Annotated in this window: 22 protein-coding genes; 8 read left to right on the forward strand and 14 right to left on the reverse strand. The window is 67.7% G+C overall.

All coding sequences use genetic code 11. The annotated features are described in order from the left end of the window. From JHD77_RS30555 to JHD77_RS30565, 3 genes are all read left to right on the forward strand, one after another. Window positions 1-324 (forward strand): HD domain-containing protein (locus JHD77_RS30555; RefSeq protein ID WP_019395988.1); only part of this gene is annotated, 324 nt, incomplete at its 5' end. Between the two features lie 123 nt (window positions 325-447). After that, a complete protein-coding gene (gene muiA / locus JHD77_RS30560) occupies window positions 448-2,103 on the forward strand; it encodes a mucoidy inhibitor MuiA (RefSeq protein ID WP_003158279.1) in 1,656 nt (551 codons plus the stop codon). A gap of 128 nt (window positions 2,104-2,231) precedes the next feature. Then, window positions 2,232-3,230, forward strand: coding sequence for a sulfate ABC transporter substrate-binding protein (locus tag JHD77_RS30565; protein ID WP_003145087.1), 999 nt, complete (start codon window positions 2,232-2,234; stop codon window positions 3,228-3,230). Window positions 3,231-3,311: 81 nt separating this feature from the next. On the opposite strand, the gene JHD77_RS30570 is transcribed toward JHD77_RS30565, so the two are convergent. Continuing rightward, window positions 3,312-3,668 carry a DUF1937 family protein gene (locus JHD77_RS30570; RefSeq protein ID WP_003083172.1) on the reverse strand — a complete coding sequence of 119 codons (357 nt, stop codon included), beginning with the start codon at window positions 3,666-3,668 and terminating at the stop codon, window positions 3,312-3,314. Window positions 3,669-3,727: 59 nt separating this feature from the next. Continuing rightward, window positions 3,728-4,963, reverse strand: a complete 1,236-nt coding sequence (eutH, locus tag JHD77_RS30575) for an ethanolamine utilization protein EutH (protein WP_003083171.1) — start codon at window positions 4,961-4,963, stop codon at window positions 3,728-3,730. A gap of 346 nt (window positions 4,964-5,309) precedes the next feature. On the opposite strand from eutH, the gene JHD77_RS30580 reads away from it, so the two are divergent. The 4 genes from JHD77_RS30580 to JHD77_RS30595 all read left to right on the forward strand — a co-directional run bounded on the left by JHD77_RS30580 (window position 5,310) and on the right by JHD77_RS30595 (window position 10,341). Then, complete coding sequence (locus JHD77_RS30580) at window positions 5,310-6,086, forward strand: DeoR/GlpR family DNA-binding transcription regulator (RefSeq protein WP_003083169.1); 777 nt, start codon at window positions 5,310-5,312, stop codon at window positions 6,084-6,086. Window positions 6,087-6,270: 184 nt separating this feature from the next. After that, the gene (locus tag JHD77_RS30585; protein WP_003158278.1) at window positions 6,271-7,680 is read left to right on the forward strand and encodes an NAD(P)/FAD-dependent oxidoreductase; all 1,410 of its coding nucleotides are present in this window, start codon (window positions 6,271-6,273) and stop codon (window positions 7,678-7,680) included. Next, a complete protein-coding gene (locus tag JHD77_RS30590; protein WP_003140249.1) occupies window positions 7,667-8,905 on the forward strand; it encodes an NAD(P)/FAD-dependent oxidoreductase in 1,239 nt (412 codons plus the stop codon). The genes JHD77_RS30585 and JHD77_RS30590 overlap by 14 nt, the downstream gene beginning before the upstream one ends. A 20-nt stretch (window positions 8,906-8,925) precedes the next feature. After that, window positions 8,926-10,341: a glycerol kinase gene (locus tag JHD77_RS30595; protein ID WP_003083163.1), complete on the forward strand. Its 1,416-nt coding sequence runs from the start codon at window positions 8,926-8,928 to the stop codon at window positions 10,339-10,341. Between the two features lie 7 nt (window positions 10,342-10,348). Here JHD77_RS30595 and JHD77_RS30600 read toward each other — a convergent pair whose 3' ends face one another. Further along, window positions 10,349-11,449 carry a DmpA family aminopeptidase gene (locus tag JHD77_RS30600; RefSeq protein WP_003083160.1) on the reverse strand — a complete coding sequence of 367 codons (1,101 nt, stop codon included), beginning with the start codon at window positions 11,447-11,449 and terminating at the stop codon, window positions 10,349-10,351. Between the two features lie 13 nt (window positions 11,450-11,462). Further along, the gene (locus tag JHD77_RS30605; RefSeq protein ID WP_003158277.1) at window positions 11,463-12,830 is read right to left on the reverse strand and encodes an APC family permease; all 1,368 of its coding nucleotides are present in this window, start codon (window positions 12,828-12,830) and stop codon (window positions 11,463-11,465) included. 200 nt (window positions 12,831-13,030) lie between these two features. Between JHD77_RS30605 and JHD77_RS30610 the strand changes: the two genes are divergently transcribed. Then, entirely contained in the window at window positions 13,031-13,837 is an 807-nt protein-coding gene (locus JHD77_RS30610) for a helix-turn-helix transcriptional regulator (protein WP_003083150.1), read from the forward strand. A gap of 3 nt (window positions 13,838-13,840) precedes the next feature. On the opposite strand, the gene JHD77_RS30615 is transcribed toward JHD77_RS30610, so the two are convergent. The 10 genes from JHD77_RS30615 to ccmA all read right to left on the reverse strand — a co-directional run bounded on the left by JHD77_RS30615 (window position 13,841) and on the right by ccmA (window position 21,396). Further along, on the reverse strand, window positions 13,841-14,257 hold the full coding sequence (locus JHD77_RS30615; protein ID WP_003087156.1) for a hypothetical protein: 417 nt from the start codon (window positions 14,255-14,257) through the stop codon (window positions 13,841-13,843). Window positions 14,258-14,283: 26 nt separating this feature from the next. Continuing rightward, window positions 14,284-15,507, reverse strand: a complete 1,224-nt coding sequence (gene ccmI, locus JHD77_RS30620; RefSeq protein ID WP_003158276.1) for a c-type cytochrome biogenesis protein CcmI — start codon at window positions 15,505-15,507, stop codon at window positions 14,284-14,286. Beyond that, window positions 15,504-15,971, reverse strand: coding sequence for a cytochrome c maturation protein CcmH (ccmH, locus tag JHD77_RS30625; RefSeq protein WP_003087150.1), 468 nt, complete (start codon window positions 15,969-15,971; stop codon window positions 15,504-15,506). The genes ccmI and ccmH overlap by 4 nt, the downstream gene beginning before the upstream one ends. Further along, window positions 15,968-16,510 (reverse strand): thiol:disulfide interchange protein DsbE, encoded by a 543-nt coding sequence (gene dsbE / locus JHD77_RS30630; RefSeq protein WP_003083138.1) that lies wholly within the window; start codon window positions 16,508-16,510, stop codon window positions 15,968-15,970. The genes ccmH and dsbE overlap by 4 nt, the downstream gene beginning before the upstream one ends. Before the next feature lie 3 nt (window positions 16,511-16,513). Further along, complete coding sequence (locus tag JHD77_RS30635) at window positions 16,514-18,487, reverse strand: heme lyase CcmF/NrfE family subunit (protein ID WP_003107324.1); 1,974 nt, start codon at window positions 18,485-18,487, stop codon at window positions 16,514-16,516. Then, window positions 18,488-18,976: a cytochrome c maturation protein CcmE gene (gene ccmE, locus JHD77_RS30640; RefSeq protein ID WP_003107323.1), complete on the reverse strand. Its 489-nt coding sequence runs from the start codon at window positions 18,974-18,976 to the stop codon at window positions 18,488-18,490. Continuing rightward, window positions 18,973-19,149: a heme exporter protein CcmD gene (gene ccmD, locus JHD77_RS30645; protein WP_003083136.1), complete on the reverse strand. Its 177-nt coding sequence runs from the start codon at window positions 19,147-19,149 to the stop codon at window positions 18,973-18,975. Before ccmD ends, ccmE begins: the two co-directional genes overlap by 4 nt. Continuing rightward, window positions 19,146-19,904, reverse strand: coding sequence for a heme ABC transporter permease (locus tag JHD77_RS30650; protein WP_003083135.1), 759 nt, complete (start codon window positions 19,902-19,904; stop codon window positions 19,146-19,148). The genes ccmD and JHD77_RS30650 overlap by 4 nt, the downstream gene beginning before the upstream one ends. A gap of 122 nt (window positions 19,905-20,026) precedes the next feature. Continuing rightward, on the reverse strand, window positions 20,027-20,698 hold the full coding sequence (gene ccmB / locus JHD77_RS30655; RefSeq protein WP_003083130.1) for a heme exporter protein CcmB: 672 nt from the start codon (window positions 20,696-20,698) through the stop codon (window positions 20,027-20,029). Next, window positions 20,695-21,396: a cytochrome c biogenesis heme-transporting ATPase CcmA gene (gene ccmA, locus JHD77_RS30660; RefSeq protein ID WP_020750654.1), complete on the reverse strand. Its 702-nt coding sequence runs from the start codon at window positions 21,394-21,396 to the stop codon at window positions 20,695-20,697. The genes ccmB and ccmA overlap by 4 nt, the downstream gene beginning before the upstream one ends. Between the last annotated feature and the right edge of the window lie 147 nt (window positions 21,397-21,543).

Consider the following 21,543-nt stretch of genomic DNA (forward strand, 5'->3'; position numbering starts at 1 on the left):
GCGCTGCGGCCGGCCCTGCGCGAACTGATCATGGCCACCTGTCACCAGGCGCCGCCGGGAGACGCCGACGCAGCCCTGGTGGTGGATATCGACCTCGCCATCCTCGCCGCGCCGGCGCCGGTCTACGCGCGCTACGAGGCGGACGTCCGCGCCGAATACGCCTGGGTGCCGGAACCGCTGTTCCGCGCCGGGCGCGGCAAGTTGCTGCGCCAGTTGCTGGAGCAACCGGCGCTGTACCACTGCGAACCGCTGCGGCAACGCTGGGAGGCCGCCGCCCGCGCCAACCTGCGCGGTGCCCTGGAGCGCCTGGAACAGCCGGCCTGAGCCGCACGGGAAAATTTCTTCGCGCCGCTTAACCCGTCTTTCGCCGCGCTAGCGTCTCAGGCAGCAGGAAGGGACCGCACGCACGGGTTCCTCGCCCCTCCATCCGCCCAAGGAAGAGATATCGTGAATCGACTCGCCGCCTCTCCGCTCCTGTTCGCCGGCCTGTTCGCCAGCGCTCCGTTGCTGGCCGCGCCACAAGCGGTCGACAGCCGCATCAGCGCCGTCACCGTCTACGCCGACCGTGCCGTGGTCACCCGCACCGCCCGCCTGCAATTGCCCAAGGGCCAGCATGAGATCGCCCTGGAGCAACTGCCCTTCCAGCTCGACGACACCAGCCTGCGCGCGTCCCTCGGCGCCAGCGCCGCCGCCACCCTGCTCGACGTCAGCAGCGCCGCGCAACGGGTCGAGCGCCCGGACGACAATCGTGTGCAGCAGCTCGACCAGCAACTGCGCGAGATAGACCGGCAACTACGGGAAATCCATGACCGCGGCAGCGTGCTCGAAGCGCAGAAGAAGTTCCTCGCCGACATCCAGAGCGGCAGCACCCAGCCCGGCAAGGATCGCCCCATGCCCGGCATCGACGAGCTGAAGAGCCTGCTGCAACTGACCGAAGGCAACCTCGAACGCCTGCTCGCCGAGCAGCGCCAGCTGGACGACCGCGCCGCCGAACTGGAACAGCGCAAGCAGCAGTTGCAGGAGCAGCGCGGCACCCTCAACGGCGACGGCAAGCGCTTCAAGCGCGCGGTCCTGCGGGTCGCCCTGGAGCAACCAGCACAGGTCGAGGTGAAGCTCGACTACACCCTGCGCGACGCCTCCTGGCAGCCGACCTACGACGCGCGCCTGCGCGACGGCGCGAAGACCATCGAACTGACCTACCAGGGCCTGGTCCGGCAGAGCAGCGGCGAAGACTGGACCGACATCGACCTGACCCTCTCCACCGCCCGTCCGGCCCTGGGCGGCAACGTACCGCGGCTGAATCCCTGGATCGTCGACATCGACGCGCCCAACGCCTACTACGGTGCCGAGATGGCCATGCAGGACGCTCCGGCGCCCATGCCGCAAGCCGCGCCCATCGCCAGGACCTCGGCGAAGATGGCCATGCCGGCCCCGGCGCCGAAGCTGGCCGAGGCGCGGCTCGCCACCGCGGAGGTCAGCAGCGGAGCCGCCAGCGCCTCTTTCCACATCCCCGTGCCGGCGACCCTGAACAGCGACGGCAGCGCGCAGAAGGTCACCATCGCCCGCCTGGAAATGCCGGCCAAGCTGCGCTACCTGGCGGCCCCGGCCCTGCGCGAAACCGCCTACCTGGAGGCGGAAACCCGCAACGACAGCGACTACCCGCTGCTCCCCGGCACCCTGAATACCTTTCTCGGCAACAGCTTCGTCGCCAGCGGCCATCTGCGCGGGGTGATGCCCGGGGAAAGCTTCGAACTGGCACTGGGCGCCGACGAGGGCATCGGCATCGAACGCAAGCTGGTCAAGCGCTACACCGACAGCAGCGGCCTGATCGGCAACCGCACGCGGGTCAACTACGAATTCCGCATCGACGTGCGCAACAACCACAAGAACGCCGAACGCGTGCAGTTCGAGGACCAGTTGCCGGTCTCGCGCAACGAGCAGATCCAGGTCACCTTGCTGGAACCCAAGGCGCAGGAAATCAAGCGCGAGGACGACGGCAAGCTGAAGTGGGACTGGACCCTGCAACCCGGCGAGAAACGCAGCGCCACCCTGAAGTTCAGCGTGGAGTATCCCAAGGACCTGGCGGTCAGCGGCCTCGACTAGCGCTGGCCAAAGCGCCGGCCGCGGCATAGGCTCGAGCGGGTAATAAGCAAAGCAGTTTTTGATATTTACCCTGCATATAACCCGACGTTATAGTCGAGCCACTACAACATGCCCAAAGGAACTGCCCTGTGAAACGACTGTTCAGCGCCTCCCTGCTGGCCGCCGGCCTGGCGCTCGGCGGCGCCGCTCACGCCGCCCAGCCCCTGCTCAACGTCTCCTACGACGTGATGCGCGACTTCTACAAGGAATACAACCCGGCCTTCCAGAAATACTGGAAAGCGGAGAAAGGCGAGAACATCACCATCCAGATGTCCCATGGCGGTTCCAGCAAGCAGGCGCGCTCGGTGATCGACGGTCTGCCCGCCGACGTCATCACCATGAACCAGGCCACCGACATCGACGCCCTCGCCGACAACGGCGGCCTGGTGCCGAAGGACTGGGCGACCCGCCTGCCGAACAACAGCGCGCCGTTCACCTCGGCCACCGTGTTCATCGTTCGCAAGGGCAACCCCAAGGCCCTGAAGGACTGGCCGGACCTGCTCAAGGACGGCGTCCAGGTAGTGGTGCCGAACCCCAAGACCTCCGGCAACGGCCGCTATACCTATCTCTCCGCCTGGGGCTACGTGCTGAAGAACGGCGGTGACGAGAACAAGGCCAAGGAATTCGTCGGCAAGCTGTTCAAGCAGGTACCGGTGCTCGACACCGGCGGCCGCGCCGCCACCACTACCTTCATGCAGAACCAGATCGGCGACGTACTGGTGACCTTCGAGAACGAAGCCGAGATGATCGCCCGCGAATTCGGCCGAGGCGGCTTCGAGGTGGTCTACCCGAGCGTGTCCGCCGAGGCCGAGCCCCCCGTGGCGGTGGTCGACAAGGTGGTTGAGAAGAAAGGCAGCCGCGCCCAGGCCGAGGCCTACCTGAAGTACCTGTGGTCGGACGAGGGCCAGACCATCGCCGCCAACAACTACCTGCGCCCGCGCAACCCGGAGATCCTCGCCAAGTTCGCCGACCGCTTCCCGAAAGTCGACTTCTTCTCGGTGGAGAGGACCTTCGGCGACTGGCGCAGCGTGCAGAAGACCCACTTCATCGACGGCGGCGTATTCGACCAGATCTACAGCCCCAACTGATCCCTCGCCGCTTGACGAAAAAGCCGGAAGCGCTCGCGCTTCCGGCTTTTTCATTCGGCTTGCAGTTCAGCCACTGCCGCCTCAGCGAAACTCGTGCTCCACCTCGGACCAGAGGCTGACCCGCTGTCCGCCGGCCTCGAAGAACTCCATCTCGCGGCGGATGCCGGCGCTGTCTCGCCAGCCCGGCAGGTCGAGGACGATCAGCTCTTCCAGGTGATCCATGTAGAAGGCGTCCACCGGCGCCCACAACCTGCCGATCGCCGCGCGGTCGAGCTCGGCCAGGCACAGGTTGATCGGGTGGGACATGGAGACCTGGCTGAATACCACGTGGCCGGCGCGGACGATGGTCGCCGCGACCTCGTTGCAGGCACGGAAGCGCTGCTCGACCACCTCGGCGTCGGCATGGCTGTAGGGACAGGCTAGGAATATCTTGCGCATGGTTACCTCGTTGCGGAAAGCGACGCCGCGATGGCTCGCGGCGCTCGTCGGGGGATGTTTCAGGCTGCGTGCAGGGCGCTTTTTTCCGCCTCGTCATGCTCCTGCTCCTGCCGCGCATAGCGCTCGGCGGCAGGCACCGAGATGCGGATGGCGATGAATACCGCCAGCAGGCCGCCGAACAATTTGCCGAGCAGGATCGGCAGGATCAGCGTCGGCTGGAAGTTGGCGGTGAATGCCAGGTGATCGCCGATGGTGGCCTGGGCGCAGACGCCCAGGGCCACGCAAAGCACCTTGTCGCGAGCATTCATGTATTTGAACAGGTGGTAGGTGGCGATGATGTTCGCCAGCACCATGACAAAGGCGGTGGCGCCCGGCTGGGACAGCCCCAGGTAACGGCCGAGGACCGCCATCGGGCGCTTGCAGTAGCGCTGGAACAGGTAGCAGATGGGGAAGGTCCCGGCCAGCATGATGCCGATGTAGCCAGCGATCTCGATGGCGCGGAACAACTCTTTCTCGTCGGCGAACATCGGGTCGAAGCCCCAGCCGCCGAAGACCTTGGTGAAGACTCCGGTGAAGTGCTGGACGATGGAAAGCGCCAGGGCCATCTTGATGAACGCGTCCATCACCTTGCCGAATACCAGGAACCCGGTGACCATCGCCGTCGCCCGGTACTTCAGGCCGGCGGCCAGCAGGAAGCAGAAGACGAACAGCGGCGCCAGCAGCCGAAGCATGTCGAGGAAGTCCAGCGACAGGTAGTGCAGGGCCGGCGAACCGGTCGATACCAGTTCGCGCACCGGGATGTGGTTGAGGGTAATCAGCAGCAACGCCGCCAGCACCGCGAACGGAATGCTGATCAACCCGGCCATCGCCCCCAGCGCCAGGTACTTGTGGTCCTTGCGCTCGAGCATGGTCAGGCCGACCGGGATCAGGTAGACGATGGTCGCGCCGGAGGTGTAGCCCACCAGCATGGCAGTAATCCACATGTCGCGGTTGGCGGTCAGGGCATCGGCCAACTGGTAGCCGCCCATGTCCACCGCGATGATCGACAGCGCGGCGATGGATACGTCGGAACCGAGGGTCTGGAAGAACGGGCCGAGGGCATGGGAAATCGCCTTCGACAGATAGGGAATGGCTACCATGATGCCGGCCTGGGCGAGGAACACCGGACCGATGGCGTGGATGCCGTTGACGAACTCGCGGCCCAGACCGCTTTCCGGGCGCAGGATGGAAGCCAGCGCGCCAAGTACCGCACCCAGCATGATCAGGTAAATCACATAGTTTCCGAACTCGGCCATCTGCGTCGTTCTCCCCTCGGCAGGCTCCCGTAGCGGGATGCGTTCTTCTGGTTGTCTGGTCGGGAGGCCGGCCACGCCGGTCGCTCCGCCGAAGCGAACACTCGCATTTCGCGTGCCACAATTTGGTTTTCGTGTTGATTTGAAGGTTCGTTTTACCTAAATTGGTCACCCATACGGTCAAGTAGGCGGCCAATCCAAGAGCGTACCTGCCTTACGGACCTGTGGGATTTTCCGCCGGGCCTGCGCAAAGCCTCGCCCCGCCCCCTTCCGCCCAGCGCCGCCAGGCGCTACCGGGCGATTCACGGTAACAATCGCCGCACCAGGATGCGGCCCATGGGAGAACACGATGCGCCCCGAGGAACGCCGCCGCCACATTCTCGAATTGCTGCGCCAGCGCGAGCGGATCTCGGTGGACGAACTGGCGCGGACCCTTTCCACCTCTCAGGAAACCATTCGCCGCGACCTCGCCGCGCTGGCCGAACAAGGCCTGGTCAGCAAATTCCACGGAGGGGCCGCCCTGCCGCCCAGCGGCGAGCACGAGAACGCCTTCCAGACGCGAATGAACGAGCACGCCCAGGAAAAACGCGCAGTCGCCCGCTACGCCGCCGGCCTGTTCGGGCCCGGTGACAGCATCTTCATCGACACCGGCACCACCACCCTGCTGTTCGCCCGCGAACTGGCGCGCCAGAGCCATCTGACGGTGATCACCAACTCGCTGTTGATCGCCGGCAGCGTCGGCGCCTCCGGCAACCGTGCATTCATGATCGGCGGCGAGTACCGCCCGGAATCCGAACAGAACGTCGGCGCCCTGGCCATCGAGCAGATCGCCCGGTTCAACGCCGAGCATGCGGTGATCACCGTCGGCGCGCTGAACGGCGATGGCGCCATGGATTTTTCCATCGAGGAAGCCGAGATCGCCCGTGCCATGATCGCCCAGGCCCGCCAACTGACGGTTATCGCCGACTCCTCGAAGCTCGGCCGGCGCGCCCTGTTCCAGGTCTTCCCGCTGAGCCGGATCAACCGCCTGGTGGTCGACCGCAAGCCTACCGGGGAACTCTGGGAAGCCCTGCAACAGGCGCGGGTGGAAGTCCACGAAGCCCCCCTGCGCACCCCGCAGGCCTGACCCCCCTCGCGCGCAGCCCCGGAGACAGGCCGGGGCTGTGCCGGTGGCTGCCCGTCGATTAATCGATTGACTGTTTCTCTTTCAGTTGCCACATTAAAACAACAAATTTCACATAGAATTCTGTGTGAAAAATCAGTGTTACGGTCAAAAAGCAAACTGATACCAAAAGAAACAGGCAGAAACGATGACTGAGCCGCTTGCGACAAAGACCGCGATCTTCGACGTTGCAGTGATCGGCGCTGGCGTGGTGGGTTGCGCCATGGCCCGCCGCTTCGCCCTGGAAGGTGCACGGGTGGTCCTGCTGGAAAAAAGCACCGACATCCTCTCCGGTGCCAGCAAGGGCAACAGCGCGATCCTCCATACCGGTTTCGACGCGCCGCCCGGCAGCATCGAACTGGCCTGCATGCAGGAGGGCTATCGCGAATACCGCGACATCCATGCGCGCCTCAACCTGCCGCTGCTGGAAACCGGCGCCCTGGTGGCGGCATGGAGCGACGAGGATCTGGCGCGCCTGCCGGCCATCGTCGAGCAGGCCCACGGCAACGGTGTCGATGACGTCCGCCAGATCGGTCGCGACGAGGTCCTGGCGCTGGAGCCGCAGTTGGCCGGCAATGTGCTCGGTGCGGTGCGGGTCCCCGGTGAGCATCTGATCGACCCCTGGTCCGCTCCGCTCGCCTATCTGCAACAGGCGCAGGCCCATGGCGCCGAGGCCTGTTTCAACGTCGAGGTGCTGGACGGCGCCTTCGACGGCGGCGAATGGCTGTTGCATACCCGCCGCGGCGATCTGCGCGCGCGCCAGGTAATCAACTGCGCCGGACTCTTCGGTGACCAACTGGAACAGCGCCTGCTCGGCGCGGCGAGCTTCGCCATCCATCCGCGCAAGGGCCAGTTCGTGGTCTTCGACAAGGCCGCCGCGGCGCTGCTGCGGCACATCCTGCTGCCGGTACCCAACGAGCGGACCAAAGGCGTGGTATTCACCCGTACTGTCTTCGGCAACCTGCTTGCCGGCCCCACCGCCGAGGAACAGGACGACCGCGAACAGGCACGGGTCGACAGCGACACCCTGCAGCGACTGATCGACGCCGCCGTCGAGCGGATCCCCGGCCTGCGCGGCATGCCGGTCACCGCCACCTACGCCGGGTTGCGGCCGGCCAGCGAAAAGAAGGAATACCGCATCCGCCAGGTCGACGGACGCAACTGGATCAGTGTCGGCGGCATCCGTTCCACCGGTCTCACCGCGGCGCTGGGCATCGCACGCCACGTCTATCGTCTCTACCAAGGTGGGCGCTTCCACGAAGCGGTTCGCGAGCCGCTCTGGCCGCAGGTACCGAACCTCGCCGAACACCTGCCGCGCGACTGGCAGCGTCCCGGCTACGACGAGATCGTCTGCCACTGCGAGATGGTCACCCGCCGGGAAATCCTCGCCGCCCTGGAAGGCCCGCTGCCAGCCGGCGACTTCGGCGGCCTGAAGCGTCGCACCCGCGCCTGCATGGGACGCTGCCAGGGTTTCTACTGCAACGCGCGGGTCGCCGAGCTGAGCGCCGGCCGCCTCGCCCAGCCCCTCGCCACCGGGAGTTGCCATGAGCATCACTGAACAGGTCGACGTCGCCATCGTCGGCAGCGGTCCCGCCGGATTGGCGGCCGCCATCGAACTACGCCGCCAGGGCGTCGCCCGGGTCTGCGTGCTGGAGCGCGACGGCGAGGCCGGCGGTATACCCCGGCATTGCGCGCATCCGCCGTTCGGCCTGCGCGAGCACGGCCGCCTGTTGACCGGCCCGGCCTACGCGCTGCGTAACGTCGAACAGGCTGAACGGGCCGGGGTGGATATCCGCCTGCGCCATAGCGTGGTCGCTCTCGCCGCCGCCGGTCTGCTGCAACTGGCCACCCCCGAAGGCCCGCGCAGTCTGCGCGCGACACGCGTGCTGCTGGCCACCGGCGCACGCGAGACGCCGCGCTCGGCACGCCTGCTGGGCGGCGACCGGCCACTGGGCGTGATCAATACCGGCGCGCTGCAAGCCTATCTCTATCTGCAAGGCCTGAAGCCGTTCGAACGGCCGCTGATCGTCGGCACCGAGTTGGTCAGCCTGTCCGCCGTGATGAGTTGCCGGCGTGCCGGCATCCGCCCGGTGGCCATGCTCGAACGCAACGCACGGGCCACTGCGCGTTGGCCGCTATCGTTGTTTCCCAGGCTGTGCGGAGTACCGATGCACTTCTCCAGCGAGCTGCTGGAGATCGAAGGCCGCGGCCGGGTCGAGGCGGCGCGGGTACGCCTGGGCGACGGGCGGGTCGAACGGATCGCCTGCGACGGCATCCTCCTCAGCGGACGCTTCGTTCCCGAATCGAGCCTGGTCCGCCTCAGCCACCTGGAACTGGACCCGGCCAGCGGCGGCCCGCGCATCGATCAGTTCGGCCGCTGCTCCGACCCCGCCTATTTCGCCGCCGGCAACCTGCTCCGGCCGATCGAGACCGCCGGCTGGTCGTTCCGCGAGGGACGAAGGATCGCCGGCCTGCTGGCCGCCGACCTGCGGGCCGAACTGCCGGTCGCCGCGCCCGGTATCGCCATCGATTGCAGCGGTCCGCTCAAGCTGTGCGTGCCGCAGCGGCTGCTGGACGATCCGACACCCGGCCTGGCGCATCTGCAGCTACGCGTAAGCGAGGCCGCCAGCGGCCGCCTGCGGATACTGGCCGATGGTCGCCCGGTGTGGGAACGCGCCCTGTCCTGCCTGCCGGAGCGCCGCCTGCTGGTGCCGCTGGCCGCCCTGCGCCTACCGCCGGACACCCGGCGCCTGGAAGTCGCCTTCCTCACCTCCGGCCACTGAACCCGCGAAGAGAACCGACCATGCGAATCGCCGCCCTCGACCAGGGAACCACCAGTACCCGCGTGCTGGTCGCCAGCCAGGACGGCAGCGCCGATATTCAGTTGGCGCTGCGTCACCAGCAACACCATCCGCAGTCCGGCTGGGTCGAGCACGATCCGCTGGAACTGCTGGCCAACCTGCAACGCTGCCTGGAGGCCAGCGGCCGGGTCGACGCCATCGGCCTCGCCAACCAGGGCGAAAGCTGCATGGCCTGGGACGCCCGCAGCGGCGAGCCGTTGTCGCCGCTGATCGTCTGGCAGGACAACCGCACCACCCCGCACATCGAGCGTCTACGCGCCAGCGGCGCCGAGGCGCTGGTCCTGGAACGCAGCGGCCTGCCGCTCGACGCCTATTTCTCGGCCAGCAAGCTGGGCTGGATCGTCGAGCACCTTCCGGCCGCTCGCAGGGCTTTGAAGGCAGGCCGCCTGCGCCTGGGAACCAGCGATGCCTGGTTTCTCGACCGCTTGTGCGGAACCTTCGCCACCGACGTCACCACCGCCTCGCGTACCGCATTGATGAACCTCGCCGAGGGCCGCTGGGACCCCGACCTGTGCGCCCTGTTCGGCGTGCCGATCGAGTGCCTGCCGGAAATCCGCGATACCGTCGGCCATTTCGGGGTGATCGGCAACACCCCGCTGACGGCCTCGGTGGTCGACCAGCAGGCCTCGCTCTACGGTCACGGCTGCCGCCAGCCCGGTGATGCGAAGATCACCTTCGGCACCGGCGCCTTCGCCCTGACTCTCAGCGGCGAGCGGATCATCCGCTCGCCGGAGACAGGCCTGCTCGCCACCATCGCCTGGCAGATCGATGGCAAACCGGTGTACGCCATGGACGGCGGGGTCTACGACGCCAGCGCCGCGGTCGAGTGGGCCGGGCGTCTCGGCCTGTTCAGCGACTTCTCGGAACTGGCCGGCTTCGACCGGCCGCCGGCCATCGAGCGCGGCCTGGCCTTCGTCCCGGCCCTGTCGGGACTCGCATGCCCGCACTGGGACCGCAGCGCCGGCGCGATGTGGCTGGGAATGGACGCCGGCACCCGCCGCGAGGACCTCTGCCAGGCCCTGCTCGAAGGCGTGGTGCTGCGCAGCGCCGAGGTGATCCAGGCGATGGACGGCTACCTGAAGGTCACCGACCGCCTGTCCATCGACGGCGGCCTGGCGCGCAGCCCCTACTTCGCCCAGTTCCTCGCCGACAGCCTGCAACGGCGCATCGTCACCCAGCGCTTCGACGAACTCACCGCCTTCGGTTGCGCCGCCCTTGCCGCGCGTGGCCTCGGCTACGAGCTGGCGGAGCCGCGCAATACCCGCACGGAGTTCCAGCCGCGGGTCGACGCCGGCACCGCCCGGCGCTGGCAGGTGCGTTTCAGCGAAGCGGTGGCGCGCACCCGCGGCTGGCGCTGAGCCGCTTTCAGCGTCCCGGCCAGCCGGTCTCGCGCAGCGCCGCCAGGAGCCTCTCCCCCTTCAGCGCGGGCACCAGCCGGCCGTCCTCGGTGCGCATGTCCTCGCCGGCCAGCAGCACGTTGACGATGGCTTCTTCCACCGCCTCCGCCGCCGCGGCGAACAACGGCGAGATGTGGTCGTTGTTGAGCATCCGCAGCGGCGTGCTCTGCGGCAGGTCCTTGCGTGCATAGTCGGCTGGCGGCAGGTCCTGGTTGCCGGTGGCGAAGGCGAGGAACACGTCGCCGCTGGAGTCCTCGGTGCCACCGCCGGTGCGAGCGATGCCGATCGAGGCGCGCTGCGCCAGGCGCTGGCACTGGTGCGGCAACAGCGGCGCATCGGTGGCCAGGATCACCACGATGGAGCCCATACCCGGGGTGCCTTCCTCGCTGAACGGCGAGGGGATGTCGCCCAACCGGCGGCCGACAGGATAGCCGTCGACCCGCAGCTCGCGGCGCTGGCCGTGGTTGGCCTGGACCAGCGCGCCCACCGTCCAGCCGCCCTGCTCCGCCGGAAGCCGCCGCGATGCGCTACCGATGCCACCCTTGAACTCGTGGCAGATCATCCCGGTACCGCCGCCCACCGAACCTTCGCGGACCGGTCCGGACTCGGCGCAGGCCAGCGCCTCGCCGACCTGGCGGGCGCCGACGTGCTGGCCCCAGATATCGTTGAGCAGGCCGTCGAAGGTCTCCATCACCACCGGCATGCACCAGTACAGCCCGCTGTCGCCGAGTTCGGCGCGCTCCTCGGCGATCAGCGCGTCGCGCACCGCGCCGACGCTGTGGGTATTGGTGATGGCGATCGGGGTGGTCAGCAGGCCGGCCTCGCGGATCCACTCCAGGCCCGTGGCGTCGCCGTTGCCGTTGAGCACATGGCAGCCGGCGAAGCAGGGTTGCAGGCGCGCCGCACCGGCGCGCGGCTGGACCAGGGTGACGCCGGTGCGAACCTGCCTGCCGTCGATCCGCTGGTTCAGGGTGCTGTGGCCGACGCGCACGCCGGGAACGTCGGTGATCGCGTTGAACGGGCCGGGAGTGCCCAGGCCGAGGGTGATGCCAAGTTGTCGAGCGCGCATGCGGACTCCTGTTTCAAAGCTTCTGGAACGCCGGACTGAGCTTGCCGTAGGTGCAGTAGAGAATCACCGACACCGCCAGCAGTCCGACGATGATCATCACGTCCCTGGCCGAGGCCGCCAGGAACAGGTTGAGCAGCAGGTATCCCGCCCCGCTCGCCGCCAGCAGCGCCGGCAGCGGCCACAGCGGCATCCGGTAGGGATGCTCGCGGTCGCGCCGCAGCACCCGGCTGAACAGCGCGCAGAGGGCGACGATCAGGTAGACCATGACAATCAGCAGCACGGTGAACGAGGTCAGTTCGGCCAGGTTGGAGCTGAAGCTCAGCGCCGCCGAGGGAATGGCGAGGAACAGCGTGGCCAGCCAGGGCGATTCCCAGCGCGGATGGATACGGGTGAAGGCACGGTTCAACGCCGGCATCCAGAGCGCGTCGCGACCGCTGCTGAAGATCACCCGGGCGCTCTGGATGACGATGGCGACGATGGCGTTGAACACCGAGAGGAAGATCCCGGCGCTGACCAGGCGCGACAGCGTCTCGTTGCCATGGCTGTTCAACAGGTAGCCGATCGGATCGGGGCTGGCGAGCATCGCCGGGAGCGACGGCGCGCCGATCAGCAGCGCGGCGAGCGGGACGATCTCGATCAGTACTACCAGCGCCAGCGACCAGAGCACCGCACGATGCACGCTGTGGCCGCCGTCCTTCATGTCCTCGGCGAGCAGCACCGCGCCGCCGAAACCGTTGTAGGAGAACAGCGCGGTACCGACCGCTCCGATCACCAATGCCCAGGGTGCGATCGCCAGCAGCCCGCCGTCGCCGACTACCTGCGGCTGCAGCAGGACGCTCGCCGGCTGCTGCGCATGGCCGAAACCGAGGCCGACGATCACCAGCAGCGCCGCTACTTCCAGCAGCAGGCAGGTGCCCGTGACCCAGGCGTTGACGCGGATGTTGAGGATGCCCAGCAGGTAGCTGAAGGCAACGATCGCCAGGGCCACGGTCTGCGCATCGAAGTGGGTGCCGAGGGCGGCGTTCAGGTAGGTCGCCGCGCCGGTGGCGAGCACCGGCGGGATGAACAGCAGCATCGCCAGCACCGTGAGGAAGGTGGCGTAGCCGGCCAAGCCGCCGAACACCCGCTTGGCGTAGACATACTCGCCACCGGCGGTGCTGTGCGCCCTGCCCAGCTCGGCGTAGCAGCAGGCGAACATCAGCGCCAGTACCCCGGCCAGGGCGAAGGCCCAGAAGGCGCCGGTGCCGGCCTGCTGGATGGCGAAGGGGGCGATGACGAAGACGGAACTGGCGGGAGTGACCGCGGAAACGGTGATGGCGACCACGTCGAACACGCCCAGGGTGGGTTTCAGCGCGCTTTCGGGCGCGGGGGAAGAGCTCATGTCGTTGTCCTCTGATTGTTATTGAAGTTGAGGCAGTAACGGAGACTCGCGGCGGCCCCTTGCCGGGGCGCTGGTTATGCGCCGACTCTAGGAGCGCGGAACCGGCGGGCCAATCACCCTTTGGGGTTACGCCCCTTGACGCGGCGGGTGGAAAAGCCGCAAACCGGAGCCTGCGAAAACCCACCGTGGAGCGAATACGGATGCACACCCTGTTCCGGGACATCGGCATGCACGCCAGCCTGGGCCGCGCCATCGAACAGATCGGCGGCAACCGTTTCTGGAAGCAATTGATCCTGCTGCTGCGCCAGCACCTGCCGTTCGACAACGCCCTGGCGATCTTCTACCCCGCCAACGGCGTGCCGGTGGCCCTGGAGGAATACGACGCCGAACCGCACGCCGGGCCGGCCTCGATGCTCGCCTACCTGAACGGGCTGTACCTGCTCGACCCCTTCTACCAGGCTTGCCGGGAAGGCCTGGCCAGCGGCCTGTACCGCCTCGAGGAGATCGCCCCGGACCATTTCCGGCAGAGCGAGTACTACCTCAGCTACTTCCACGACAACGTTCTGGAGGACGAGGTGCAGTTCATCCTACAGGTGCCCGGCCAGGGCGCGCTGTCGCTGTCGCTGGGCATGCAGAGGATGTTCGCCGACGAGGAATGCGGGATGCTCGGCTTGCTCTCGAGCTGGGTCCTGGCGCTGATGCAGCAGCACTGGCAGCAGCGCAGCCAGCGCCTGTTGCCGGCTGCACCGCAGGAAGAGATGGCCACGCAGATACGCGACGCCCTCAGCCACTTCGGCGCCAGCGTGCTATCGGAACGGGAACTGGAGATCGCCCGCCTGATCCTTCGCGGCTACTCGTCGAAGGCCATGGCCGAGCGCCTGGCGATCTCGCCGGAGACGATCAAGGTCCATCGGCGCCACCTGTACGCCAAGCTGGACATTTCCTCGCAACCGGAGCTGTTCTCGCTGTTCATCCAGTCGCTCGGGCACGACCCGGAGAACCCCTAGGGATCATGGATTGGCGTAGCGCCGGCTGAGACCGGGCGGGATGCCGCGAGCGTCGGTCTCGGTCCATGGACCCTGCGGGCTGGTGGACCAGAACCAGCCGCCGTCCCACCGGTAGTAGGTGCGCTGGCGGTAGTAGAGATCGCGCTCGCCACGGATCACGTAGACCCCCAGGCTGCCGTCCCAGACGCCCTTGCCGCCTGGCGGCGGGGCGAACTGCGGACGCGAGCGGCTGGGCTGCGCCGGAGTCTGCGGTTGCGGGGTGATGCGCGGCGGGGTGGCGCCGGGCGCGCTGGACGGACCGGGCTGCGGCTGGCTCTGCGGCGGCAGCGAGGCCGGCGGTTCGCTGGTCTGCGGCGGATGCACCACGCACCCGCCGAGACCGCCCAGGAGAATCGCCAGACCCAGATACTTCGCCTTCACCGCCGCACCTCCCCAACCGATTGTCATTATGGCCGGGCCGCCTGGGGCTGGTCCGGGCCGTCGATGGTCAGCGCTTGCGCCGACGACTGGGCAGTAGACAACGGTTTGCCGCGTCCGATCCACTCGCCGGAGATGGCGTTGCCGGCGCGGGATACCCGTGCCACCAGCTCGACCTGCGGGAAACCGCTGAGCTTGAGCTGCGGCATCATGGCGTCGGCATCGCTCAGGCTGACCTCGGCCGGCAGGTCGGCGACGGTCAGGCGCTTCACTGCCAACGGCATCGGCGGGCCGCCGACGGCGCGGGCGAAGACGAACACGCTGTCGTCGGCCTTGACCTGGCCCTTCACCGCGTCGCTGATATCCACCTTCACCGTCAGGGTCACCCCGGCGGCAGCGGGCGCGGCCGGCGCCGGCGGAGTCTGCCCGGCCTCGGTCATGCGCTCGCGGGCGCGCTGGATGCCGCCCTGGATCGCCGAGCGTGCCGGGTCCTCGTTCGGCAACACCGACACCAGGCGCTCCCAGAAGCCGATGGCGTCGGCGTAGCGCTGCTCTTCGAAGGCGGCGATGCCGAGCAGGCCAAGGGTGGTCACTTCGGCCGGGTCGCCCTTCAGCGCCTCGTCGGCCAGGGCCTTGATCTGCGCGGTCATTTTCTTGCCACCGGAGAAATACAGTGCCTGCGCCCACTGGCCGAGCACTTCCGGCTGCCGCCCGCTGAGTTCGGCGGCGCGTTCGAAGGCCCGCGCTGCATCGGCGCCGCGTTCCTGGGTCATGTAGGTGCGACCGAGGAAGTACCAGCCCTGGGCGGAATCCGGCTGAGCCTGTACCGCGCGCTCCAGGCGCGCAGTCATCTCTTCCATGGAGTGCGGCGCCTGGGCGAATTCGCGAGCCAGCTCGACCTTGTCGCTGGCGCCCCAATGCAGGTACAGGCCGAGCGCGACCAACGGCACCAGCAGCGCCGCGACCAGCGGGACCGCCCGGCCCAGGCGCGAGCTACGCTCTTCGCCGCTGCCCTCGGTGTCGGCGAGCAGTTCGCGGGCAGCCTCGGCGCGGCCATTCTCCAGTTGCTCGGCGGTCAGCGTGCCGGCGGCCTGCTGGCCGGCCAGCTCGGCGATCCGCTCCTGATAAAGCGCGACGTTCAGGGCGGTACGGTCTTCCTCGGCCTGGGCGCGACGGCCACGCAGCAGCGGAATCAGCAGGAATGCCAGGGCCGCCAGCAGCAGCAGGCTGGCAGCGAGCCAGAAATCGATCATTTGTCGTTCTTCAACAGGTTGGCGAGGCGCGCTTGCTCCTCGGCGGACAGGGTGGTTTGCACCTTGGCAGCGGTGCGCCGGCGGCGCAGGACGATCACGCCGATCACCAGCACGCCGAACAGCAGCAAGGCGCCCGGACCGAACCAGAGCAGCCAGGTACGCTCGTTGACCGGCGGCTTGTAGCGAACGAAATCACCGTAGCGGGCAACCATGTAGTCGACGATCTCGCCGTCGCTCTTGCCCTGCTGCAACTGGCCGTAGATCTGCTTGCGCAGGTCGGCGGCGATCGGTGCGTTGGAGTCGGCGATGTCCTGGTTCTGGCACTTCGGGCAGCGCAGTTCCTGGGTCAGGTTGCGGAAGCGCTCGCGCTCGGCGTCGCTGGCGAACTCGTAGGTGTCGATGGCGGCCCGGGCCACGCCGCAGAGGGCGAGACCGAGCAGCGCGGTGACGAGGAAACGCTTCATCGGGCCTCCGGCTCGTCCAGCAGTTGCTGGTACAGCGGCGCCAGTTGCTCGCGCCAGACTTTCTGGTCGACCACCCCGACGATCTTGTGGCGGATGATGCCCTGTTTGTCGATCAGGTAGGTTTCCGGCGCACCGTACACGCCCAGGTCCAGGCCCAGGGTGCCGTCGGCGTCGCTGATGCTCAGCAGGTAGGGATTGTGCAGCTCGTTCAGCCACTTGATGGCGGCGGCGTTGTCGTCCTTGTAGTTGATCCCGTAGATCACCACGCCCTGCTCGGCCAGTCGGGTCAGTTCCGGGTGCTCGACCCGGCACGACGGGCACCAGGTGCCCCAGACGTTGACCAGCGCCGGCTTGCCCTTGAGGTCGGCCTCGGTCAGGCGCCGGGCCGGGTCCTGCACGCTGGGCAGGTCGAAGGCCGGGAACGGCTTGCCGATCAGCGCCGAGGGCAGCTCGCTGGGGTCCAGCCAGAGGCCGCGGAAGAGGAACACCGCGACGATCAGGAAGATCCCCAGCGGCAGCAGCAGAATCGCTCGTTTCAAGACTCAGGCTCCCTGACCGGCGAGGCCCAGGGCCTCGCGCACACGTGTTTTCACCTTCACCCGGTAGCGCCGGTCGAGCGCCGCCAGGGCGCCGCCGAGGCCCATCAGCAGGCCACCGAACCAGATCCAGCGGACGAACGGCTTGACGTGCACGCGCACCGCCCAGGCACCGTTCTCCAGCGGCTCGCCGAGCGCCACGTAGAGGTCGCGGGTAAAGCCGGCATCGATCCCTGCCTCGGTCATCATCGAACTCTGCACGGTGTACAGGCGCTTCTCCGGATGCAGGGTGGCGATCTCCTTGCCGTCGCGGCTGACGTGGATGCTGCCCTTGTCCGAGGTGTAGTTCGGCCCTTCGTGGTGCTTCGCGCCGTCGAAGAGGAAGTGGTAGCCGCCCAGTTCGACGGTGTCGCCGGGCGACATGCGCAGGTCACGCTGGGCGCTGTACTGGCTGCTGAGGACGATGCCGATGGCGCACACGGCGATGCCCAGGTGCGCCAGTTGCATGCCCCAGTAGCTGCGGGTCAGGCTGCGGGCGCCGGCCAGCACGCCCTTGTGCCGGGTCTTGTCGAGGAAGTCGCGGAAACCGGCCAGGACCACCCAGGCGGACAGCAGGAACACCGCCAGCACCGCCCAGTTGAAATCGCCGAAGTACATCGAACCGGCCGCCGCCAGGACCGCGCTGGCCACCAGCACCGGGGTCAGCATGCCGAGCAGCCAGCGGCTCGGGGTGTCCTTCCAGCGCACCAGCACGCCGACCGCCAGGGCCGCCATCAGCGCCGCCATCAGCGGCAGGAACATGGCGTTGAAGTACGGCGGGCCGACCGACAGCTTGGCGCCGCTGAGGGCATCGAGCAGCAGCGGGTAGAGGGTCCCGAGGAGGATCATCGAGGCCGCCACCACCAGCACCAGGTTGTTCAGCAGCAGCAGGGTCTCGCGCGACCACAGGGCGAAGCCGACCTGGCTCTTGACCACCGGCGCGCGCAGGGCGAACAGGGTCAGCGAGCCGCCGACCACCAGCAGCAGGAAGGCGAGGATGAACACCCCGCGCTCCGGGTCGGAGGCGAAGGCGTGCACCGAGGTGAGCACGCCGGAGCGGACCAGGAAGGTGCCCAGCAGGCTCAGGGAGAAAGCGGCGATCGCCAGAAGCACGGTCCAGCTCTTGAACACGCCGCGCTTCTCGGTCACCGCCAGCGAGTGGATCAGTGCAGTGCCGACCAGCCAGGGCATGAAGGAGGCGTTTTCCACCGGATCCCAGAACCACCAGCCCCCCCAGCCCAGCTCGTAGTAGGCCCACCAGGAGCCGAGCACGATACCGATACCGAGGAAGGCCCAGGCTACCAGGGTCCAGGGCCGCGACCAGCGCGCCCAGGCGGCGTCCAGGCGGCCGCCGAGCAGTGCGGCGATGGCGAAGGCGAAGGCCACCGAGAATCCGACGTAACCCATGTAGAGCATCGGCGGGTGGACGATCAGGCCGACGTCCTGCAGCAGCGGGTTGAGGTCGTTGCCGTCCATCGGGGTCTGCGGCAGCAGACGGCTGAACGGGTTGGAGGTGATGATCAGGAACAGCAGGAAGCCGGTGCTGATCATGCCCATCACCGCCAGCACGCGGGCCAGCATGACCTCCGGCAGTTGCCGGGAGAAGATCGACACGGCGAAGGTCCAGCCACCGAGGATCAGCGCCCAGAGCAGCAGCGAACCTTCGTGGGCGCCCCAGACGGCGCTGAACTTGTAGTACCAGGGCAGCGCGCTGTTGGAGTTGCCGGCCACGTAGGCCACCGAGAAGTCGTCGCGCAGGAAGGCCCAGGTCAGGCAGCCGAAGGCGAAGGCGAGGAAGGCGAACTGCCCCCAGGCCGCCGGGCGCGCCAGGCTCATCCACTGGCGGTCGCCGCGCCAGGCGCCGACCAGCGGCAGGCTCGATTGCACCAGGGCCAGGCAGAGAGCGAGGATCAGGGCCAGGTGGCCGAGTTCGGGGATCATCTACTTGCCCTCCTGGTTGTACGAGGTCTCGCCGGCGGCCTTGCCGTTCTCGTAGTGCTTCAGTTGGCCGCTGTCCTTGAGCGCCTTGGTGACTTCCGGCGGCATGTAGTTCTCGTCGTGCTTGGCCAGCACTTCATCGGCCACCAGCACGCCGTCGCCGCCCAGCTTGCCGAGGGCGACGATGCCCTGCCCCTCGCGGAACAGGTCGGGAAGGATGCCATGGTAGGCGATGGTCACTTCCTTGGCGCCGTCGGTGACCACGAAACGCACGTTCAGCGAATCCTCGCTGCGTTGCAGAGAACCCTTTTCCACCAGGCCGCCGGCGCGTATGCGGGTGTCGGTCGGCGCTTCGCCGTTGGCGATCTGGGTCGGGGTGTAGAACAGGTTGATGTTCTGTTGCAGGGCCGACAGCGCCAGGCCCACCGCGGCGCCGACACCCGCCACGATGGCGAGGACGATGATCAGACGTTTCTTGCGGACCGGATTCACTGCTGGGCCTCCCGGCGCAGACGACGCGCCTCTTCTTGCAGGTAGCGGCGCCGGGCCAGCAGCGGCTCGGCGACATTGATCGCCAGCACCAGCAGGCTGATGCCGTAGGCCGACCAGACGTAGGGGCCGTGATGGCCCATGGCGAGGAAGTCGCCGAACGATTCGAAGCTCATCGTGCCTTCTCCACCAGGGCCTTCACCTCGGCTTTCGCCCAGGCGGTGCGGGACTCGCGCTTGAGCACTTCCAGGCGCATGCGCACCAGCAGCATGGCCGCGAAGAAGCAATAGAAGCCGAGGACCATGATCAGCAACGGCAACCACATCTCCACCGGCATCGCCGGTTTCTCGGTGATGGTGAAGGTGGCCGGCTGGTGCAGGGTGTTCCACCACTCCACCGAGTATTTGATGATCGGGATGTTCACCACGCCGACGATGGCCAGTACGGCACAGGCCTTGGCCGCGCTGTCGCGGTTACTGATCGCCTGGCCGAGGGCGATGATGCCGAAATAGAGGAAAAGCAGGATCAGCATCGCCGTCAGGCGCGCGTCCCAGACCCACCAGGCGCCCCAGGTCGGCTTGCCCCATACGGCCCCGGTAAGCAGCGCGACGAAGGTCATCCAGGCGCCGATGGGAGCGGCGCACTGCACCGCCACGTCGGCGATCTTCATCTTCCAGATCAGCCCGACGGCACCGGCCACGGCCAGCATGACGTAGCAGGACTGGGCGAGGAAGGCCGCCGGCACATGGATATAGATGATGCGGAAGCTATTGCCCTGCTGGTAGTCCGGCGGCGCGAAGGCCAGCCCCCAGACGCAGCCGGTGACGATCAGCAGCGCCGCCGCCACGGCGAACCAGGGCAGCCAGCGGCCGCTGATCTCGTAGAACCACTTGGGCGACCCAAGCTTGTGAAACCATGTCCAATTCATCATCAGGCTCTGTTTACAGGGCTCTTTGGAAATACCGGACAGACCTTCCGCTGCCAGCCCGGGTCAAGCGTGGGCGGCACAGCCGCCCGGTACCGCACGCCCGCCGATGCCTTCGGCGGGCGGACTCACTCGCCTACGCTGATCTTCAGGCCGGCAGCGATGGCGAATGGCGTGAGTGTCAATGCTAGCGCCGTCAGGCTCGCCAGCCACAATAAATGTCCGCTGCTGGGCAGTCCCTGCAGCGAAGCCTGCAGCGCCCCGCTACCGAGAATCAGCACCGGGATGTACAGCGGCAGGATCAGCAGCGCCAGCAACAGGCCGCCGCGCTTGAGGCCCACGGTCAAGGCCGCGCCGACGGCGCCGAGCAGGCTCAGCACCGGCGTACCGAGCAACAGGGAAAGCAGCAGCACCGGTATGCAACGGGCCGGCAGGCCCAGCATCAGCGCGAACAGCGGCGACATCAGGACCAGGGCCAGCCCGGAAAACAGCCAGTGTGCCAGCACCTTGGCCAGCACCAGAAGAGCCAGGGGGTGCGGCGAAAGGACCCACTGCTCCAGAGAACCGTCCTCGAAATCGCTGCGGAACAGCCCTTCCAGCGAGAGCAGCACGGCCAATAGCGCCGCCACCCAGACCAGGCCGGGCGACAAGGTTTGTAGCAATTGGCTTTCCGGCCCGACCGCCAGGGGGAACAGGGCGATGACGATGGCGAAGAACACCAGCGGGTTGGCCAGCTCCGCCGGTCGGCGGAACAGCAGGCGCGCCTCGCGCGCCAGAAGCAGGCTGAAGACGTTGCTCATGCCGGATCGCCCAGCGCCGGCTCGACCGTCGCGCCGCTGGCCGCCTTGAGCGCACCGAGGTCCAGCTCGCGGTAGCCGGCGGGCACCTGCTGCAGGCTGTGGTGGGTGGTCAGCACTACCATCCCGCCGCGCTGGCAATGCCCGGCCAGGTGCGCTTCCAGTTGCGCCACCCCCTGTTTGTCGAGGGCGGTGAAGGGTTCATCGAGGATCCACAAGGGCGGTGCGTCCAGGTACAGGCGGGCCAGCGCCACGCGGCGTTGCTGGCCGGCGGAAAGGGTGTGGCAGGGAACGTCCTCGAAGCCACGCAGGCCGACGTCGGCCAGGGCCTGCCAGATCACCTCGCGGCTGGCCGGCTGGTGCAGCGCGCAGAGCCAGGTGAGGTTCTCCTCGGCGCTGAGCAGGCCCTTGATTCCCGCGGCGTGGCCGATCCACAGCAGGCTGCGGGCCAGTTCGCCGCGCTGTTCGGCGAGCGGCCGGCCGTTCAGGCGGACTTCCCCGGCGGTCGGCTGCATCAGTCCGGACAGCAGGCGCAGCAGGCTGGTCTTGCCGCTGCCGTTGGGACCCACCACCTGCAACATCTCGCCGGCGGCCAGGCGCAGGTCGAGGCGCTCGAACAGCATGCGCCAATCGCGCTCGCAGGCGAGCCCGACGGTTTCCAGCAAGGGGCTGGCTGTGGGGACTTCAGCAGGATCGGACATCGAACAACATCGCCAAGCGTCTCTCCTCGTCGCGGCGCCGGAGGCCTTCACGGAACAGACCCTAAAGTCGGGATAAACACGGCCGCTATACTGGTGACGACGCGGCCAGCCTGTTTGACAGGCGCGGCATTATACACGCCCTTCCCC

Source organism: Pseudomonas sp. P20, assembly GCF_016463925.1.
Lineage (GTDB): Bacteria > Pseudomonadota > Gammaproteobacteria > Pseudomonadales > Pseudomonadaceae > Pseudomonas > Pseudomonas aeruginosa.

Coding starts and splice junctions, on each gene's coding strand:
- JHD77_RS30570 (WP_003083172.1), bottom strand. CDS start 3,668: ATGCGCAAGATATTCCTAGCCTGTCCCTACAGCCATGCCGACGCCGAG.
- eutH (WP_003083171.1), bottom strand. CDS start 4,963: ATGGCCGAGTTCGGAAACTATGTGATTTACCTGATCATGCTGGGTGCG.
- JHD77_RS30580 (WP_003083169.1), top strand. CDS start 5,310: ATGCGCCCCGAGGAACGCCGCCGCCACATTCTCGAATTGCTGCGCCAG.
- JHD77_RS30585 (WP_003158278.1), top strand. CDS start 6,271: ATGACTGAGCCGCTTGCGACAAAGACCGCGATCTTCGACGTTGCAGTG.
- JHD77_RS30590 (WP_003140249.1), top strand. CDS start 7,667: ATGAGCATCACTGAACAGGTCGACGTCGCCATCGTCGGCAGCGGTCCC.
- JHD77_RS30595 (WP_003083163.1), top strand. CDS start 8,926: ATGCGAATCGCCGCCCTCGACCAGGGAACCACCAGTACCCGCGTGCTG.
- JHD77_RS30600 (WP_003083160.1), bottom strand. CDS start 11,449: ATGCGCGCTCGACAACTTGGCATCACCCTCGGCCTGGGCACTCCCGGC.
- JHD77_RS30605 (WP_003158277.1), bottom strand. CDS start 12,830: ATGAGCTCTTCCCCCGCGCCCGAAAGCGCGCTGAAACCCACCCTGGGC.
- JHD77_RS30610 (WP_003083150.1), top strand. CDS start 13,031: ATGCACACCCTGTTCCGGGACATCGGCATGCACGCCAGCCTGGGCCGC.
- ccmI (WP_003158276.1), bottom strand. CDS start 15,507: ATGATCGATTTCTGGCTCGCTGCCAGCCTGCTGCTGCTGGCGGCCCTG.
- ccmH (WP_003087150.1), bottom strand. CDS start 15,971: ATGAAGCGTTTCCTCGTCACCGCGCTGCTCGGTCTCGCCCTCTGCGGC.
- JHD77_RS30635 (WP_003107324.1), bottom strand. CDS start 18,487: ATGATCCCCGAACTCGGCCACCTGGCCCTGATCCTCGCTCTCTGCCTG.
- ccmD (WP_003083136.1), bottom strand. CDS start 19,149: ATGAGCTTCGAATCGTTCGGCGACTTCCTCGCCATGGGCCATCACGGC.
- JHD77_RS30650 (WP_003083135.1), bottom strand. CDS start 19,904: ATGATGAATTGGACATGGTTTCACAAGCTTGGGTCGCCCAAGTGGTTC.
- ccmB (WP_003083130.1), bottom strand. CDS start 20,698: ATGAGCAACGTCTTCAGCCTGCTTCTGGCGCGCGAGGCGCGCCTGCTG.
- ccmA (WP_020750654.1), bottom strand. CDS start 21,396: ATGTCCGATCCTGCTGAAGTCCCCACAGCCAGCCCCTTGCTGGAAACC.